This is a genomic window from Novosphingobium sp. TH158 (assembly GCF_002855555.1).
GTDB lineage: Bacteria > Pseudomonadota > Alphaproteobacteria > Sphingomonadales > Sphingomonadaceae > Novosphingobium.
Window position 1 is genome coordinate 12525 of sequence record NZ_PKRT01000002.1, and the last position, 14811, is coordinate 27335.

16 protein-coding genes and 1 tRNA gene are annotated in these 14811 nt (G+C 65.5%); 4 read left to right on the forward strand and 13 right to left on the reverse strand.

Translation table 11 applies throughout. The features are described from left to right. Positions 1–31 precede the first annotated feature (31 nt). Positions 32–1156 (reverse strand): succinyl-diaminopimelate desuccinylase, encoded by a 1125-nt coding sequence (dapE, locus tag C0V78_RS13095; protein ID WP_101798380.1) that lies wholly within the window; start codon positions 1154–1156, stop codon positions 32–34. A gap of 86 nt (positions 1157–1242) precedes the next feature. On the opposite strand from dapE, the gene C0V78_RS13100 reads away from it, so the two are divergent. Continuing rightward, complete coding sequence (locus C0V78_RS13100) at positions 1243–1689, forward strand: cupin domain-containing protein (RefSeq protein ID WP_101798381.1); 447 nt, start codon at positions 1243–1245, stop codon at positions 1687–1689. A gap of 3 nt (positions 1690–1692) precedes the next feature. Here the strand turns inward: C0V78_RS13100 and C0V78_RS13105 are convergent, their stop codons facing one another. After that, on the reverse strand, positions 1693–2541 hold the full coding sequence (locus C0V78_RS13105) for a S1/P1 nuclease (RefSeq protein WP_254049945.1): 849 nt from the start codon (positions 2539–2541) through the stop codon (positions 1693–1695). Further along, positions 2538–3203 carry a glutathione S-transferase family protein gene (locus C0V78_RS13110; RefSeq protein WP_101798382.1) on the reverse strand — a complete coding sequence of 222 codons (666 nt, stop codon included), beginning with the start codon at positions 3201–3203 and terminating at the stop codon, positions 2538–2540. Before C0V78_RS13110 ends, C0V78_RS13105 begins: the two co-directional genes overlap by 4 nt. Positions 3204–3307: 104 nt before the next feature. Between C0V78_RS13110 and C0V78_RS13115 the strand changes: the two genes are divergently transcribed. Continuing rightward, positions 3308–3727, forward strand: a complete 420-nt coding sequence (locus C0V78_RS13115) for a VOC family protein (RefSeq protein ID WP_101798383.1) — start codon at positions 3308–3310, stop codon at positions 3725–3727. A gap of 3 nt (positions 3728–3730) precedes the next feature. Here C0V78_RS13115 and yihA read toward each other — a convergent pair whose 3' ends face one another. The 6 genes from yihA to C0V78_RS13145 all read right to left on the reverse strand — a co-directional run bounded on the left by yihA (position 3731) and on the right by C0V78_RS13145 (position 7766). Continuing rightward, positions 3731–4375: a ribosome biogenesis GTP-binding protein YihA/YsxC gene (gene yihA / locus C0V78_RS13120; RefSeq protein ID WP_101798384.1), complete on the reverse strand. Its 645-nt coding sequence runs from the start codon at positions 4373–4375 to the stop codon at positions 3731–3733. Continuing rightward, entirely contained in the window at positions 4372–6126 is a 1755-nt protein-coding gene (yidC, locus tag C0V78_RS13125) for a membrane protein insertase YidC (RefSeq protein WP_101798385.1), read from the reverse strand. Before yidC ends, yihA begins: the two co-directional genes overlap by 4 nt. Positions 6127–6182: 56 nt before the next feature. After that, positions 6183–6392 carry a membrane protein insertion efficiency factor YidD gene (gene yidD, locus C0V78_RS13130; RefSeq protein WP_101798386.1) on the reverse strand — a complete coding sequence of 70 codons (210 nt, stop codon included), beginning with the start codon at positions 6390–6392 and terminating at the stop codon, positions 6183–6185. Then, positions 6389–6757 (reverse strand): ribonuclease P protein component, encoded by a 369-nt coding sequence (gene rnpA, locus C0V78_RS13135; protein ID WP_371514445.1) that lies wholly within the window; start codon positions 6755–6757, stop codon positions 6389–6391. Before rnpA ends, yidD begins: the two co-directional genes overlap by 4 nt. 8 nt (positions 6758–6765) lie before the next feature. Then, positions 6766–6900, reverse strand: coding sequence for a 50S ribosomal protein L34 (rpmH, locus tag C0V78_RS13140; RefSeq protein ID WP_039388288.1), 135 nt, complete (start codon positions 6898–6900; stop codon positions 6766–6768). 161 nt (positions 6901–7061) lie between these two features. Further along, positions 7062–7766 (reverse strand): alpha/beta hydrolase, encoded by a 705-nt coding sequence (locus C0V78_RS13145; RefSeq protein ID WP_101798387.1) that lies wholly within the window; start codon positions 7764–7766, stop codon positions 7062–7064. A gap of 168 nt (positions 7767–7934) precedes the next feature. Here C0V78_RS13145 and C0V78_RS13150 point away from each other — a divergent pair, with 168 nt between their 5' ends. Then, on the forward strand, positions 7935–9443 hold the full coding sequence (locus tag C0V78_RS13150) for a YifB family Mg chelatase-like AAA ATPase (RefSeq protein WP_101798388.1): 1509 nt from the start codon (positions 7935–7937) through the stop codon (positions 9441–9443). A 105-nt stretch (positions 9444–9548) separates the two neighbouring features. Then, complete coding sequence (locus tag C0V78_RS13155; protein ID WP_101798389.1) at positions 9549–10139, forward strand: TetR/AcrR family transcriptional regulator; 591 nt, start codon at positions 9549–9551, stop codon at positions 10137–10139. A 78-nt stretch (positions 10140–10217) separates the two neighbouring features. On the opposite strand, the gene tig is transcribed toward C0V78_RS13155, so the two are convergent. The 4 genes from tig to sppA form a co-directional block, all read right to left on the reverse strand. Continuing rightward, entirely contained in the window at positions 10218–11747 is a 1530-nt protein-coding gene (gene tig / locus C0V78_RS13160) for a trigger factor (protein WP_101798390.1), read from the reverse strand. A gap of 63 nt (positions 11748–11810) precedes the next feature. Next, positions 11811–11895 (reverse strand) — tRNA-Leu (locus C0V78_RS13165). A gap of 101 nt (positions 11896–11996) precedes the next feature. Then, entirely contained in the window at positions 11997–12563 is a 567-nt protein-coding gene (locus tag C0V78_RS13170; protein ID WP_101798391.1) for a MarR family winged helix-turn-helix transcriptional regulator, read from the reverse strand. Positions 12564–12645: 82 nt separating this feature from the next. Then, positions 12646–14544: a signal peptide peptidase SppA gene (gene sppA, locus C0V78_RS13175; RefSeq protein ID WP_101798392.1), complete on the reverse strand. Its 1899-nt coding sequence runs from the start codon at positions 14542–14544 to the stop codon at positions 12646–12648. Between the last annotated feature and the right edge of the window lie 267 nt (positions 14545–14811).

Below are 14811 nucleotides of genomic sequence, written 5' to 3' on the forward strand. Positions count from 1 at the left end.
CGCCGCGCGATTGCAGCGGACTTGGCAGGGGTCAGCCCGCCAGCGCCGCCTTCGCTACGCGGGCATATATCCGCGCCAATGCTTCAAGGTCGGCCATGGCCACGGCCTCGTCGCGCTTGTGCATGGTTGCGTTGCACAGGCCGAATTCGATCACCGGGCACAGCGCCTTGAGGAAACGCGCATCGGACGTGCCGCCGGTGGTCGAGGCTTCCGGCACCAGCCCGGTTTCGGCCTCTACGGCGGCGGCGATGATTGCCGAGAATTCGCCCGGCGGGGTGAGGAAGGCCTCGCCCGAGATCACCGGGCGCGCCGTTCCGCCGTGGCGCGCGGCAATGGCGCTGACACGGTCTGCCAGCGACTGGCCGGTGTGCAGGTCGTTGAAGCGGATCGAGATGCGCGCACTGGCCTTGGGCGGGATGACGTTGGTCGCCGGGTTGCCGATGGCGATGTCGGTGATTTCCAGGTTCGATGGCTGGAACCAGTCCGTGCCCTCGTCCAGCACCAGTGCATCCAGTTCCGCCAGCATGGCGACCATGCGCGGCGCGGGATTGTCTGCCAGGTGCGGATAGGCAACGTGCCCTTCGCGCCCTTCGACCTCAAGCCAGATGTTCACCGAACCGCGCCGGCCGATCTTCATCGTATCGCCCAGCCGGTGGGCCGATGTCGGCTCGCCCACCAGGCACATGTCCGGCACCTGCCCGGTGGCGCGCATATGGTCGATCAGCGCCAGCGTGCCGTATTTTGCCGGGCCTTCCTCGTCCCCGGTAAAGATCAGGCTGATCGTGCCCGCTTCTGCCGGCACCTGCTCCACCGCGGCAATCATCGCGGCAATCGCGCCCTTCATGTCCACCGCGCCGCGCCCGTGCAGCAGATCGCCGCGCCGTTCGGGCAGGAAGGGGCCGCTCGTCCACCCCTCGCCCGGCGGCACCACGTCGAGGTGACCGGCAAAGGCGAAGTGGCGGCTGCCCGCCGGTCCGCGGCGGATCGCGAAAAGGTTTTCCACCGGGCCGTCGGGCGCTTCCCCGCTCAGCGCGCGGTGCACCTCGAAGCCCAGCGGTTGCAGCCGCTGTTCAAGGCAATCGAACACCGTGCCGGTGGCGGGGGTGACGCTGGGACAGGCAATCAGCGCTTCGGTAAGCTCGACGACATCGATCATGCGCCGCCGCTTAGAGGGTTTCGCGGCGCTTGGAAATGGTGGCTGACTGGGTCACAGTCCGGGCAGGCGCAGCAAGGAGCGAGCCCATGCCCCGCATTGACCTTGAATCGATCGAACAGACCAACCGCACCGGCTATCCCGCGCCCTTCGATGCCGCGGTCGCCGGGCGCTGGTATCGCCGCCTTGCCCCGGCAACCGGGCTGAACGCCATCGGGGCGAGCCATGTCGTGCTGAAGCCGGGCGCCTGGTCATCGCAGCGGCACTGGCACGCCAGCGAGGATGAATTGCTGGTGATGCTGACGGGCGAAGCCGTGCTGGTAGAGGACGAGGGCCGCACCCTGTTGCGCCCGGGCGACATCTGCATTTGGCCTGCGGGGGTGGAAAACGGCCACCACCTGATCAACGAAAGCGATCAGGAATGCTCGTTCATCTGCGTCGATGGCGGCAAGCGCACCCATGGTTCCTATCCCGACATCGACATGATGTGGGACGAAAACCAGGTGTACCGCCACAAGGACGGCACGCCTTATTGACGATCAGCGCGGGGCCAGCGCCTCGTCCAGCAGGTCGGCCAGCCGCAGCCCGGCCTGGCTGATGCGGCGCTGCCCTTCGGGGACGAATTCGGCGATCATCTCGTTGGTCCAGACGATCTTCTCGGGCGCCTTGCCGTCGCACGGGCTGCGACCGAAGGCGCGGGTATAGACGCGCCGGGCCAGATCCCAGCTTTCGCGGCCCCAGTCGGCCAGCGTGCCCCCGGCCAGCGCGGCGCGCTCCTGCGCCGAATAGCGGCGCACCAGCGGCGGCTGCGCGGACGAGATGGAGCGTTCCGCCTGTTGCCCGTCCCACAGGCTGTGCAGGTTCCACACTGGCGCTTCGCCATAGGTCGCCTTCACCTGGTTGCCGCCGAGGTCGTAATTGTCGCCCGAATGGAGCGGCATGTGCAGATCGCCGGTGAAGTGGACAAGGAAGGCCAGCGCCTGCAAGCGTTCGGCCGCGGGCAGGCTCTTGTCGGCCAGCACCTTGCGGCTGCGCTCGATCTGCCCGGTCACGCAGTTGCCGTTGGCGCAATTGGCCTTGACGTCATAGGCCTTGCACACCGGTTCGGTCTGGTAATGCCAGGGGAAGGTATAGGCAAAGCGCCAGGACTGCGACCGGATGCAGTCGGGCCAGTATCCCGCCTCCTCGATGGAGCGGACCCGGCAGCCGGGTGTCGCCAGCCCCTTTTCCGCCTTCAGCAACTGGCGCACGGCAATGCGGGTCTGCGGGCGGACATTCTCCCACGCCACGGAGGCGACCGTGTGGTGGCCATATTCGCCCCAGGCCATGGCCACGGGGCTGAACAGCAGCGCGGCGGCGGCGAAGACAACGGAAACTGCGCGGATCACTTTGCGGGCACCTCGTACTGTTCGATCACCCAGTCCTCTGCCTCGGCAGCGGCAACCCATGCCTGCAGCCATTCATGCTCCCACACGGCTTCCATATAGGCCTGGGCAAAGCCGGGCACGCCGATGCCATAGGTAACGAAGCGGCTGACCACCGGGGCGAAGAAGATGTCTGCCGCGCAGAATGTGCCGAACAGGAACGGCCCGCCCTTGCCGAAACGCGCCCGCGCCTCTGCCCAGAGGGTGAGGATGCGGACGATATCGGCGCGGGCATCGTCGCTGATCTTGTGGCCTTCGATGCGGCGGCGGATGTTCATCGTGCATTCGGCGCGCAGGGCGGAAAAGCTGGAATGCATTTCCGCGACCATCGAACGGGCCATGGCGCGGGCATCGTCTGCCTTGGGCCAGAACCGGTCGCGGCCCACCTTGTCGGCCAGGTATTCAAGGATCGCCAGGCTGTCCCAGACCACGGCATCACCATCCCACAGCACCGGCACCTTGCCGTGGCTGGGGGCAACCTCGCCCATGGCCTTCTTCTGCTCCTGCCAGTCATCGGTGTGGATCGGCACGAGGATTTCCTCGAACGCCAGACCCGACTGCTTGGCCGCCAGCCAGCCGCGCAGCGACCAGCTGGAATAATTCTTGTTGCCGATGATGAGCTTCATGCTGTCAGGCGTAACCGTTCAGTTTGACACTGTCGAGACTGAACAGGGGGCCGCGCCGCCCTGCCCGCTTGCAGTCCCTGCGCGGGGGCGGCACAAGGCGGGGCATGAGCCTGCCGCCGTTCCACCTCGCCTTTCCCGTCCGCAACCTGGCAGAGGCGCGCGCCTTCTGGGGCGGCGTCATGGGCTGCGCGGAAGGGCGCAGCAGCGATGCGTGGATCGACTTCGATTTCCACGGCCACCAGATCGTCGCCCATTGCGTCGGGGAAAGCTCCGCCGATGCCGGGGCCAACCCGGTGGACGGCCACGGCGTACCGGTGCCGCATTTCGGGCTGGTGCTGGCGATGGACGAATGGCACGCGCTGGCAGAACGCCTGCGGCAGGCGGGCGTGCGGTTCGAGATCGAGCCCTATGTCCGCTTCAAGGGCGAAGTGGGCGAGCAGGCGACGATGTTCTTCCGCGATCCCTCGGGCAATGCCATCGAGATCAAGGCCTTTGCCGATATCGGCCAGCTGTTCGCGAAATAGGCCCTAAGTGCGGGCGTCGGCCAGCAGCGCCCCACGCAGTTCCTCGATCCCCATGCCCTTTTCGGACGACGTGACGTGGACCACCGGAAAGGCCGCGGGATGCTTGCGCGCTTCGGCCTGGGTGCTAGCCAGCACCGCTTCCAGTTCGCTGGCCTTGATCTTGTCCGCCTTGGTCAGCACCACGCGATAGCCGACTGCCGCCTCGTCGAGCATCTTCATCATCTCGAGGTCGACCGGCTTCACCCCGTGCCGCGCATCGACGAGCAACAGCGTGCGCTTCAGCACCACGCGGCCGCGCAGGAAATCGCGCACCAGCCGCCGCCACTTCTCCACCACGGACGGCGGGGCCTTAGCAAAGCCATAGCCCGGCATGTCGACCAGCCGGAACTGGGTGGGACTGCCGACTTCGAAGAAGTTGAGCTCCTGCGTGCGCCCCGGGGTGACCGAGGTGCGGGCGATCGAACGCCGGCCCGTAAGCGCGTTGAGCAGCGAGCTCTTGCCCACGTTCGAGCGGCCGCAGAAGGCTACCTCGGGCACGGTGGGCTCGGGCAGGAACTTCAGCGCCGGGGCGGACAGCAGGAATTCGACGCGGCCGGAAAAGAGGCGGCGCGCCTCTTCGACCAGCGCGCCGCTATCGTCTTCGCTCACTGCTTGTTCTTCTTCGCGGCGAGCACGTCGGCCCGCTCCTTCTCGACCATCGCCCTCATCTGCGGGTGCTTCGAATAGAGGTACCACTGCTGCAGGATGGTAAGCAGGTTCGAGGTGATCCAGTAGATCAGCAGGCCGGCGGCAAACGGCGCCATGATGAACATCATCATCCACGGCATGATCGCGAAGACCTGCTGCTGCACCGGATCGGGCGATGCCGGGTTCAGCTTGAACTGCGCCCACATCGTCACGCCCAGCAGGATCGCCAGCACGCCGATGCCCAGGAAGCCCGGAACCTCGAACGGCAGCAGGCCGAACAGGTTGAGCACGTGCAGCGGATCGGGGGCGGAAAGGTCCTTGATCCACAGCGCGAAGGGCTGGTGGCGCATTTCCACGGCGAGCGTCAGCACCTTGTAGAGCGCGAAGAACACCGGGATCTGCAGGAAGATCGGCAGGCAGCCGCCCAGCGGGTTCACGCCTTCGCTCTTGTAGAGCTTGAGCGTTTCTTCCTGCAGCTTCTGCTTGTCGTCCTTGTAGCGTTCCTGCAGCGCCTTCATCTTCGGCTGGATCGCCTTCATCGCCGCCATCGAGGTGAACTGGCGCTGGGCGATCGGGAACATGATGCCGCGCACGATCAGGGTCAGCAGGATGATGGCCACGCCGAAGTTGCCGGCCAGGCTGAACAGCTTCTTGAGCAGCCAGAAGATCGGCTCCTCGAACCAGCGGAACCAGCCCCAGTCGATCGCCAGACTGAACTTGGCGATGCCGGTCTTTTCGTAGGCGGCGAGCACGTCGCCTTCCTTGGCACCGGCGAAGAGGCGGGTGGAAACGCCCGCGGACTGTCCGGGCGCGACAGCAACCGGCTTGTAGAACATGTTCGCCTGGAACAGCTGGCCGCCCAGCGAACGGTAATTGGTGGAAGCCGTTTCCTTGCCGGGGATCAGGGCGGACATCCAGTAGATGTCGGTAAAGCCGATCCAGTTGGCCTTACCCTCGTTCACCTGCAGGCCGCCGGGCAGCTCGGCAAGGTCTTCGTAGTCGGCGTCGAACGAGACCTTCTCGTCAAAGGCGCCGAACGGGCCGGAATGGATGTTCCAGGTATCGAGGCTGGCGGTCTTGCTGGTGCGGCCCAGGCGGGCGAACGGCGTGACCGTGACCGGTGCCGCGCCGCGATTGGCGACCGAGGCATCGGCGCTGATCATGTAATCCTTGTCGATCTTGTAGGTGATCGCAAAGGCCATGCCCGCGGCATTAGTCCAGGTCAGCGTGACGGGCGTTTCCGGCGTCAGCTTGGCACCGGCGGGCGCAGTCCATACCGTGTTCGGCCCGGGAAGCTCGACATTCTGGCCGTCCCAGCCGATCTGGGCATAATGTTCGGCAGGCGTGCCGACGGGCGAGAAGATCCGCTCTGCCCCGTTGCGTTCCTGGTTCTGGTGGCGGTTGGTGACCAGGTCATCAAGCAGCGCGCCGGCCGGATTGATCGAGCCCGAAAGGCCCGGCGCGGCGATGGCGATGCGCCCCGGCGTGGCCAGCGCCGTCTTCAGGTCGCGCGCTTCGGCGGCGCGGTCGGCAGCGGAAAGCAGGCCGCCATCGCGCGACGGCTTTTCGCCCGACTGTGCTGCCGGCGTCGGGCTGGCTGCCACGACCGGCTTGTTGGCGTGCGGATAGAAGTAGGAAACGGCCGCATCCCAGCCGAACAGGAGCAGCGCGCAAAGCACGACTGCCATGATGAGATTGCGCTGGTTTTCCACGACTGTCCCTAGAACCTTGTTTTATGCGCCTTCAGATAGGCATTGCCCCCGGGCCTTCAAGGCACCGGATCATGCCCATGTCCCCCCCAGGGATGGCAGCGCAATAGACGCTTGATCGCCAGCAATCCACCACGAATCGCGCCGTGCTTTTCCAGCGCTTCGATGGCGTATTGCGAGCATGACGGGCTGTAGCGGCAGGTGGGCGGCAGCACGCGCGAAGGCCCCAGTTGCCAGCCCCGCGCAATCAGGATCAGCAGGCGCTTCACCGCTTTGCCGGCCGGGGCCTGCGCGGCGGATCGCCCTTGCCCTCTGCCGCGCGCGAGAGTGCGGCGGAAAGCTCCTTGCGCAGCAGGGCAAAGTCCCGCTCCACCCCGCCTTCGCGGCCGATCAGCACGTGATCGTGCCCGGGCAGCCCTTCTGCGGGCAGCGCATCGCGCAGCAGTTCGCGGAACCGCCGCTTCATGCGGTTGCGGACAACGGCGTTGCCGATCTTCTTGGTAACGGTGATGCCGAAGCGGATTTCGCCCAGGTCATTGGGGCGCGCGAGCAAAACAAAACCGGGGCGTGCTACGCGCAAGCCCCGGTTTGCAGCCAGGAAATCGGAGCGCCGGGAAAGAACCGGCAGCTTCACTGATTCGCTCAGGCAGAAAGCTTCTTGCGGCCACGCGCGCGGCGGGCGCGAAGCACCTTGCGGCCACCAACGGTCGCGGTGCGGGCGCGGAAGCCGTGACGGCGGGCGCGGACAAGGCGGCTGGGCTGGAACGTGCGCTTCATTTCAAAACCTCTGGAATCATGCTCGGACCGCTATCGGCCCAGAATTCGGAGCCGCGCCCCTAACGGAGCGCCCGGATCGAGTCAACTGCTTGTCTGCCTTTCGGCAGTGCGGAAAAGGCATCCGGCTTTTCCTGGCATCACCGAGGCGATTGGCGCACCCATCACGAATCCAGCCTCACCCACTGCCCCATCTGAGCGGCGTTCAGCCAGCGGGCATCGTGGTGCGGCACGGCGTTGGTCATGTCGTAGAAGGCACGCGCTTCGATGGGGCTCATGCCCATTTCGCGGTAATAGGCAAGGTAGGCGAGGTTTACCGGCGCATCCTTGGCGAAATCGCCGGGATGGCGGCCGTCCTCGTCTTCCCAGGCGTGAACGGCGAACTCGGCCCCCGGCTCGGCGCTGCGGCGCTTGCCGGCAAGGAACAGTTCCACCGCGCCCGAGCGGACAGAGCCGCCCGAGGGAACGTGCGTTGCCACGCCCCGCGCGCGGATCATGCGACCAAGGCGCAGGTTGGCCGTATCGTCCAGCGTGCCCGGGCAATCGACCAGTTGCAGCTCGGCAATCGAGGGATAGGCGGCCAACATGGCGGCAAAGGCGGCGGGGCTGCGTCCGTCGGTCACATCGACCAGCGCGGCGCGCCGGCCATCGATCACGCGGAACGGGCCGAAGCGGGCAATGCCCTGCGGGATCGCCGCCGGCCTTGCCGAAACGAAGCGGTTGGAGCCGCCCTCGCCGGCGACCTCCTCGACCACCACTTGCTCGACGATCACGTCCTCGACCACCACCGCGCGCGGGGACGGACGCGCATGGGCGGGGCTCACAAGCGTGGCGGCAAGGGCAAGGAAAAGGCAGGCAAGGCGGCGCATCGTGCGATCACCATGCCCGGCTGCGCCCTGCGGGATTGCTTAAGGAAATCGTTAACTTCCGGTTGCCGCCGGGCCTTGCGGCACAACTGACCCCAATCCGGCGGCAAAGTCTCGACACCGCGCGCGCCCTGCTGCATCAACCACTTACGTATTCCTGCGGAGGGGCAATTGGTCGCACTGGTATCCACCGTCGCTTACCTGGGGCTTGAGGCGCGCCCGGTCGAAGTGCAGTGCCAGGTCGCCCCCGGCATGGTCGGCTTCCATGTCGTCGGCCTGCCGGACAAGGCCGTGGGCGAAAGCCGCCAGCGTGTCAGCGCGGCGCTTTCCTCGATGGGCCTGTCGCTGCCGCCCAAGCGCATCACGGTAAACCTCTCCCCGGCAGACCTGCCCAAGGAAGGATCGCATTACGACCTGCCGATCGCCCTCGCCCTGCTTGCCGCCATGGGCGTGACCGATGCCGAGCAACTGGCCGAATATGTCGCCGTGGGGGAACTGGCGCTCGATGGGCGGATCATCTCCTCCCCCGGCGTGCTGCTGGCGGCATTGCACGCATCGGGTGAGGACAAGGGCCTGATCTGCCCCGCCGCGCAAGGGGCAGAAGCCGGCTGGGCCGCCGGCGTTCCGATCATCGCCGCGCCCGATCTGGTCTCGCTGCTCAATCACCTGAAAGGCACGCAAGTGCTCGCACCGCCCCCGCCAGGAGAGGCCGAACCGCCCGCGCGCGGGCCTGACCTGCGGCAGGTAAAGGGGCAGGAAACCGCCAAGCGCGCGCTGGAAATCGCCGCGGCCGGCGGCCACAACCTGCTGATGATCGGCCCGCCGGGGGCCGGCAAGTCGCTGATGGCATCGTGCCTGCCGGGCATCCTGCCCGAACTGTCCCCGGCAGAGGCGCTGGAAGTTTCGATGGTGGCATCGGTGGCCGGCACGCTAGAAGACGGGCGGATCAGCCGCGCCCGCCCGTTCCGCGCGCCGCATCATTCGGCATCGATGGCCGCGCTTACCGGCGGCGGCCTGCGGGTCCGCCCGGGCGAGGTCAGCCTTGCCCACCTGGGCGTGCTGTTCCTTGATGAATTGCCCGAATTCCAGCGCGCGGTGCTGGATTCGCTACGCCAGCCGCTCGAAACCGGAGAGGTGACGGTGGCGCGTGCCAATGCCCATGTCACCTTCCCTGCCCGCGTCCAGCTGGTCGCGGCGATGAACCCGTGCCGCTGCGGGCACCTGGGCGATCCGGCGCTGGGCTGCAGCCGCGCACCCAAATGCGCCGCCGATTACCAGAGCAAGGTTTCCGGCCCCATGCTTGACCGGATCGACCTTCACGTCGAGGTCGACCCCGTCTCCGCCGCCGATCTTGCCCTGCCCCCGCCCGCCGAAGGCAGCGCCGAAGTGGCCGCCCGGGTGGCCGCCGCGCGCGCGATCCAGACGGCGCGCGCCGATGCTACCGGTGCTCGGACCAATGCCGAACTGAACGGCGAAGGCCTCGATGCGGTCGCCACCCCGGACGAGCCGGGACGCAAGCTGCTGCTGCAGGCGGCAGAAGCCATGCGGCTTTCCGCGCGCGGCTATACCCGCATGCTGCGCGTGGCCCGCACCATCGCCGACCTTGCCGGTGCCGAAACCGTCAGCCGCATCCACGTGGCCGAAGCGCTGAGCTACCGCCGCGTCGCCCCAAGGGCGTAAGGAAACCCCGCGCCGGTGTATCATCGTGGGACCGGTGTCTTAAAACGATGCAAATCGGCGGCTGGCGCTTTGCATGGCGCAACATCTTGCGCTAAACGTCTGTCCATGAAGCACAAAAAGTCCGAAGTAACACGGGCGAAGATCGTTTCCGCAGCGCGGTCATTGTTCCTTGAAAAGGGCATCGACAAGACATCGGTAGCCGAAATCTGCCGCATCTCCGGCGTATCCAACGGTGCCCTGTTCCACCAGTTCAAGGTGAAGGAAGATATCGCCTTCGCCGTATTCTCCGAAGTACGGGTCGAATTCTGGGACCGGGTCATCAGCGCCATGGTTGTACATGACGATCCGCATGACGGGATTGAAGCGGCGGTGCGCGCTTCCTTTGCCTTCCAGCGCGAAGAACCCGGCGCGGCGGCTTTCATGTCGGATGTCAACGCATCCGAGTGGATCGCAAGATATGCCGACGACACCAAGCCGTTCTACGATATCGGTGTCGAACGCGGCCTCGCATGGGCCGTGCCGCATGTGCAGGCGGGCCGTATCCCCGCAGTCTCGCCCGACGCCTTCATTGCCCTCGTCGCCGGCGCGCCGCAGTGGATTGGCCGCGTGATCCGCATCGGCCTTGCCGGTTCGACACTCGATTCGGTTGCCGACGACCTCGCCCTCTGCGTGCGCCGGGCCTTCACCATCCGCTGATCCTGCCGGACCAAACAAAAGGGGCGACGCAACCGCGCCGCCCCACTTGTTTCTAGCCGGTCCCGCAGGACCGCCGTCTTACTTCTTGGCCGCAGCCTTCTTCGCCGGAGCCTTCTTCTCGGCGGCTTCCTTGGCGGGCTTTCCAGCCTTGGGAGCGGCTTCCTTCTTGGCCTTGGCGGGCTTCTCGGCCTTTTCCTCGGCAGCAGGAGCAGCTTCGTCAGCCTTGGCGGCCTTCTTGGCCGGAGCCTTCTTGGCGCCCTTGGCCGGAGCCGGGGCAGCTTCCTCGGCCTCGATCGCGGCCTGCAGCTCTTCCTTGGTCACGGTGCGCTCGGTGACTTCGGCCTTGTCGAACAGGAAGTCGACAACCTTGTCTTCATAAAGCGGCGCGCGCAGCTGGGCCGCGGCGAGCGGTTCCTGCTGGATGTATTCGACGAAGCGCTGGCGGTCTTCCGGGCGATACTGCTGGGCAGCCTGCTGGACCAGCATGTTCATTTCCTGCTGGGTGACTTCCACGCCGTTCGCCTGGCCGATTTCCGAAAGCAGCAGGCCAAGGCGGACGCGGCGCACGGCGATGGTGCGATAGTCTTCCTTCTCGGCCTCGATTTCCTTCAGCGCGGCTTCGGGGTCTTCCTCGCCCTGGGCTTCCTGGGTCAGCTGGGCCCAGATCTGCGAGAACTCGGCCTCGACCATCGAGGGCGGCACGTCGAAATCGTGGCCGGCGGCCAGGATGTCGAGCAGCTGGCGCTTCATCTGGGTGCGGGTCAGGCCGGCAGTTTCCTGCTCAAGCTGTCCGCGCAGCAGGTTCTGCAGCAGTTCGAGGCTTTCCAGGCCCAGGCTCTTGGCGAAATCGTCGTCGATCTTGGTTTCACCCGGCACCTTCACCGCCTTCACGGTGACGTCGAAGGTGGTTTCCTTGCCCTTGAGGTTGGCGGCCGGATAGTCTTCCGGGAAGGTCACGGTGATCGTGCGCTCTTCGCCTTCCTTCACGCCGACGAGCTGTTCCTCGAAGCCGGGGATGAAGCGGCCGGCGCCCAGTTCGATGGCCGCATCCTGAGCGGCACCGCCTTCGAATTCCACGCCATCGAGCTTGCCGACGAAATCGACGACGATCTGGTCGCCGTTCTCGGCCTTCTTGCCCTTCTTGGCATCGGTGAAGGTCTTGGCGCCAGCGGCGATGTTCTTCACCGCTTCTTCCACGGCCTCATCGGCCACGGGCACAACCAGCTTTTCGAGCTTCAGGCCGTCAAGGCTCGGCGCCTCGATGGTGGGCAGCACTTCGAGCGAAACGGTGAGTTCGGCGTCCTTGCCTTCCTCATAGCCATCGCCGAGCGAGACGGCCGGCTGCATCGCGGGGCGCAGCTTGTGATCTGCCACCAGCTTGTCCATCGCCTCGCGAATCGAGGTGTTGAGCGCTTCCTGGTGGAGCGCCGGGCCGTGCATCTTCTTGACCAGGTTCGCCGGGACCTTGCCGGGGCGGAAACCGGGCATGCGCACCTGCGGAGCGATCTTCTTCACTTCGCCTTCGACGCGCTGGGCAATCGAGCTGGCGGTGATCGTGATGGTGTAGGCCCGCTTCAGCCCTTCGTTTGTGGTCTCGACAATCTGCATTTCAGTACAAGCCTTCTCGCGAAATCTGCTGCCTTGCCCGGCCTTCCAAAGGACAAGCGAAACTGGTGCGGGCGAAGGGACTCGAACCCCCACATCTTGCGATACTGGTACCTAAAACCAGCGCGTCTACCAGTTCCGCCACGCCCGCGTAGGAAAGACGAAGCCGAAAATCAGGGGCTGGCCCTTAGAGAGTCATGGGGCAAAGGGCAAGCGGCCATCGGAAGGGCGCTGCCCTGGCTGGCAGAGCGATCAGGTCGATTCCCAATTGAAGACGCTTTGCATGGCCTTTTGACCCGCTTCCCGCTCCCGGCGCTGCCTCCGCCGCGCAGATGAGTTGAAATCGGCATCGCAAATTTTCCCGATGGCCAAAATCGCCTTCTGCGTTAGGCCGACCCACTTGATGCGCTTGTCCCTGAGGTCATCGACCCGATGCACCAATCCCTGTGCTTCAAGCTGCTGCAAATGCCGCAAAGCCGTCGTCTGCGGCACGTCTGCGGCAACGCAAGCGCCGTTGATTGATACCTTCCGGCATTCGTAGAAGGCGATGTAAAGGTCCAGAAGGATGTCCCAGGACGGCTCTCCGAACAGTTCGGGTGGCAATTGCTGTCGCCGGGACCGCCTGACCGCGTAAATCCTCTGAGCCCAATCAAGATAGCGGGATGAGCCGAGAACGGCGGGACGACCAGCTTGCTGAGCGCCTTCGATCAGCAACGCATCCGGAGAGGTGTTTGATCCCATGGCATTTTTGACGGCTTCGTCGACCATCCTCTGCAAGGCATGGAAGAATTCGTCATCGCTCGGCTTTGTTTGCGACATTTGAGAACCTCACAAACGGGACCATTGTCAGATTCTTATCATGTCGCAGCAGTGTCGACAATCTTTACAGTGCAGATAATTATCAGAAAAAGCTCGTCTTTCCCCATTCCCTGAGAAGTTCGAAAATCAGCCCCTGCTTTTGCTGTCTTGAAAGCGGCTGCGCCGGGCAATCGAGGCAGTAGGCCTGCATCCCGCGTGAGGCGACCAATCGCTGCGCATCGCTGACGAGGCGGGCGAGAACGGCCTGCTGGCGCTCTGCCACCATGGCGAACAGGTCACCCTGTTCTGGCGGGACGCTGTCTTCATCGTCATCGCCGCCGGCCAGCAGGGCCAGGAGCAGCGAATTGGCCTGCTTGTCCTTCGCGCCCAGGAATACCGGGTGCCAATCGCCATCGCCCAGCTTTGCCTGCCGCGCGGCATAGGCAAGCGCATCGTCCAGCCCGCCGAATTCATCGACCAGCCCCTTCTGCCGCGCCGTGCCGCCATCCCAGACGCGGCCCTGCGCCACGGCATCGACCTGTTCGGGCGACAGCTTGCGCGACTGGCCGACCAGCGCGGTAAAGCGCTGGTAGCCGCGTTCGATGTTCGATTGCAGCATGCCGTCCAGTTCCGGCGTGAAGCCGCCCAGCAGGTCCGGCTGGCCGGAAAGCGGGGTGGAGCGCACGCCATCGGTGGTCACGCCATATTCTGCCAGCGCCTTTTCGAAGCTGGCGATCACCGCGAAAATGCCGATCGATCCGGTAATCGTGCCGGGTTCGGCAAAGATGCGGCTGGCGGGCGTGGAAACCCAATAGCCGCCGCTCGCCGCGACATTGCCCATAGAGACGACGACCGGGATGCCCTTGGCCTTCTGCCGCTCGATCGCTTGCCGGATCCGTTCTGAAGCGGTGACCGAGCCCCCCGGCGAATCGACCCGCACGACCAGCGCGGCCAGGTCCTTGCCCTCCTTGCCATCGAGCAGCTCGGCAATGCGGTCGCCGCCGGCGGTGCCGGGGCCGGCCTTGCCATCGACGATATTGCCGGCAATCGTGATCACGCCCACCTTCTTGCCCGGCGTCTCCTCGGGATTCGCGGCAAGATAGGCGCGCAGCGTCGAGTGGGCGAAAGAGCCGGGCCGCGCATCATAGACATCCTTGCCGGACACTTCGGCCACGCGCTTGCCGAAGGCCACGCGATCGCCGATCCGGTCAACCAGACCGGCCGTCTTGGCAGCTTCCGCCCCGTCGCCGCCCGAAGCCCGATACCATGCGGCAGGCTCCTTCGTGACAAGGTCCAGCTTTGCCTGCGGGCGCGCCTTGGCGACATCGGCCTTCCATTGTTCGAACACCGCGCCGATCACCGCCTCGCGCGCGGCGCGCGCCTCGGGCGACATGTCGCTGCGCAGGTAGGGTTCGACGAAATCCTTGTAGGTTCCGACGCGATAGACGTGCGGCGTTACCTTGAACCGTTCCAGCAGCTTGCCGAAGTACAGGTTGTGCCCGCCCGGCCCCAGCACGAAGGCCCCGCCCAGCGGATCGACCCAGACCTCGCTGGCATGGGCGGCAAGCATCAGGCTGTCATCGGCATAGGCGAAGGCGTGGGCAAGGACCGGCTTCTTCGCCGCCTTCACCCGATCCAGCGCCTCGGCCACTTCCATCACGTTGACCAGCCCGCCGCCGGTGAAGCTCGAAAGGTCGAGCACCACGGCCTTGACGTCTTCGTCCTTCGCCGCGGCGTCGAGCGCGCGGACCAGGTCGCGCGCCCGGTATTCCTTGGCCGGCAGGCCGCCCGAAGTCAGCGCGGCGAAAGGATCGACGGCCGACGGCTCCTCGACGATCGAGCCATCGAGCTTCAGCAACAGCGCGCCTTCGCGGACCGATCCGGGGTTCGGCCGCGATGAAAGCACGCCGAACAGCACGATGAAGAACAGCAGCAGGAACAGCAGCGCCAGCCCGTCCTTGATGGCCACAAGGACACGCCAGAGATTGGATGCGAAGGCCATGCAGTGCTTTCCCGTGTTTTCGACCGCTGCCTAGATAGGGCGGGCACGGCCTTTGGCAATCGCTAGTCTGCGAACGGCAGGCAGGGGAAAAGGGCATTTCCCACCTTTACGGTTGGCCAAATCCAACCTAGATCGCGCTCTCATGGACGAACTGCTGAACGAAATCGAGGATTTCTGCCGCCTCCACGGCCTTTCGGAAACCCGATTCGGAGAGCTTGCCCTGCGCGACAAGCCCTTCGTTTCGCAACTGCGCCAGGGGCGTGACCT

What these genes read in the sequence shown, in the direction of transcription:
- tig (WP_101798390.1), bottom strand. Translation starts at nt 11,747, where the DNA reads ATGCAGATTGTCGAGACCACAAACGAAGGGCTGAAGCGGGCCTACACC.
- rpmH (WP_039388288.1), bottom strand. Translation starts at nt 6,900, where the DNA reads ATGAAGCGCACGTTCCAGCCCAGCCGCCTTGTCCGCGCCCGCCGTCAC.
- sppA (WP_101798392.1), bottom strand. Translation starts at nt 14,544, where the DNA reads ATGGCCTTCGCATCCAATCTCTGGCGTGTCCTTGTGGCCATCAAGGAC.
- C0V78_RS13115 (WP_101798383.1), top strand. Translation starts at nt 3,308, where the DNA reads ATGAGCCTGCCGCCGTTCCACCTCGCCTTTCCCGTCCGCAACCTGGCA.
- C0V78_RS13100 (WP_101798381.1), top strand. Translation starts at nt 1,243, where the DNA reads ATGCCCCGCATTGACCTTGAATCGATCGAACAGACCAACCGCACCGGC.
- C0V78_RS13155 (WP_101798389.1), top strand. Translation starts at nt 9,549, where the DNA reads ATGAAGCACAAAAAGTCCGAAGTAACACGGGCGAAGATCGTTTCCGCA.
- C0V78_RS13170 (WP_101798391.1), bottom strand. Translation starts at nt 12,563, where the DNA reads ATGTCGCAAACAAAGCCGAGCGATGACGAATTCTTCCATGCCTTGCAG.
- C0V78_RS13145 (WP_101798387.1), bottom strand. Translation starts at nt 7,766, where the DNA reads ATGCGCCGCCTTGCCTGCCTTTTCCTTGCCCTTGCCGCCACGCTTGTG.
- dapE (WP_101798380.1), bottom strand. Translation starts at nt 1,156, where the DNA reads ATGATCGATGTCGTCGAGCTTACCGAAGCGCTGATTGCCTGTCCCAGC.
- C0V78_RS13110 (WP_101798382.1), bottom strand. Translation starts at nt 3,203, where the DNA reads ATGAAGCTCATCATCGGCAACAAGAATTATTCCAGCTGGTCGCTGCGC.